Annotated in this window: 1 pseudogene; it reads left to right on the top strand. The window is 59.5% G+C overall.

Annotated elements, in window-relative coordinates:
• Window positions 1-173: 173 nt before the first annotated feature.
• Window positions 174-1534 (top strand): annotated as a pseudogene (locus IEX75_RS24020) (hypothetical protein); the annotation flags it as partial.

The raw sequence follows: 1534 nt of genomic DNA, 5'->3' as shown, positions 1-1534 counted from the left end.
TGTCCGGTGCTCCGGCGTCCGACTTCGGGCTCGTGTCCGGGTTGAGTATCGTGCCGATCAACAGCAACGGAACCTTCACCGTCACGATTGCGGCCGGACAAACCAGCGCCGCTTTTTCGTTAGTGAACACCGGTGATGTGGGTGCGGCTGCAAACTTGCAGCTCGTCGCGTCCATGACCAACCCCAATGACTCCACGGGACAGGCGATATCCAGTGCGCCCGTGACACAGAGTTACGTCGAGCCGACGCTCGATCCTTTCGTGGACAACGCCACGACGACGGTAGCCGGCACTTCGGAGACGGATACCGTTTCCGGATTCAACTACACCCAATATACGGGTGAAGACACTGTCGGCTCATCGGATCAGATGATTTTGTCGAGCGGGGACAACTACGTTACCGAGAATGGCGAGAACGATTTCATCACCGAAAGTGCATCGGGTAACAACATTATCCTCGGCAGTAACACCAATTCGAGCAACACGATTCTGCTCAATGGGACGAACAATGTGGCGCAAGCCATTACGCAGGTCACTGCTGGGGGTGCGGCAAGCGGCCAGTTGGGTGATGCCGTCGCGACCGGAGCGGGCAACGACACTATCGTCGGCGGAAACGGGAATTCGGTGTACCTGCTGGGTCAAGGTAGCAACGTGGTCTACACCGGGGCCGGCAACGACTCGGTCGTCGGCGGGTATGTCGATCCGCATGCAGCCGCGGGAACGTACTCGCAACAGTTCAATTGGACAACTTCGGTCACGGTAGCCAGCAACCAATCGCTCACCTACGGAAGTACCACGGTGGAGGTTCCGTCGTCGTACACCTTCCTTGACTCGGGTATCGGTGCCAATGATCTCTCTTCGATCGTCGGTTCGGCTGCGGGTAGCGCTACGGTGGTGGCGGGGAATGGCAATGACTTCATCGGACTCCCATCGGGTCCTGGTAACTACGTCGTTGCGGGCTCGGGCCATGACACTATCGTGGGTGGTGATGGTGGAAATACCATTTTTGGCGGATCAGGTGACAGCACGATCCTTGGTGGCACGGGCAGTGACTACATCGATACCGGTACCGGCAGCGACTTGGTTGCGGACAGTGGCGATGGCGATACGGTCATCGGCGGTGGCAACGACACTATTGCTTTGTCCTCCGCCGGAACAGGAAACAACTATGTGGATGGGGGCGCAGGGAGCGACGTCATTTTCGGAAGCGGGGGCAGCGATACGCTAATCGCGGGGGACGGCAATAGCACGGTTCTCGGCGGAAGCGGTACGGAATCCATCGTGGGCGGCTCCGGCAACGACTGGTTGCAGGGTGGCACGGGCAACGACACGATCGAAGCTGGCGGCGGCAACGACACGCTGTTCGCCGACCCGAACAGCTCGGCGACAACCTACCTATACGGCGGCACAGGCACTGATTCCATTGTCGGCGGTGGTGGGACCGACGTGCTGTATGCGGGTGATGGCGGAACGTCGACTGCACCGACGACTGTACTGGGCGGCGCTGGAAGTACAACCATTTACGGTGGTCTCGG

The sequence above is a fragment of the Dyella nitratireducens genome (genome assembly GCF_014642835.1).
Classification (GTDB): Bacteria; Pseudomonadota; Gammaproteobacteria; order Xanthomonadales; family Rhodanobacteraceae; genus Dyella_B; species Dyella_B nitratireducens.
This window is presented reverse-complemented; position numbering and strand designations above follow the sequence as displayed.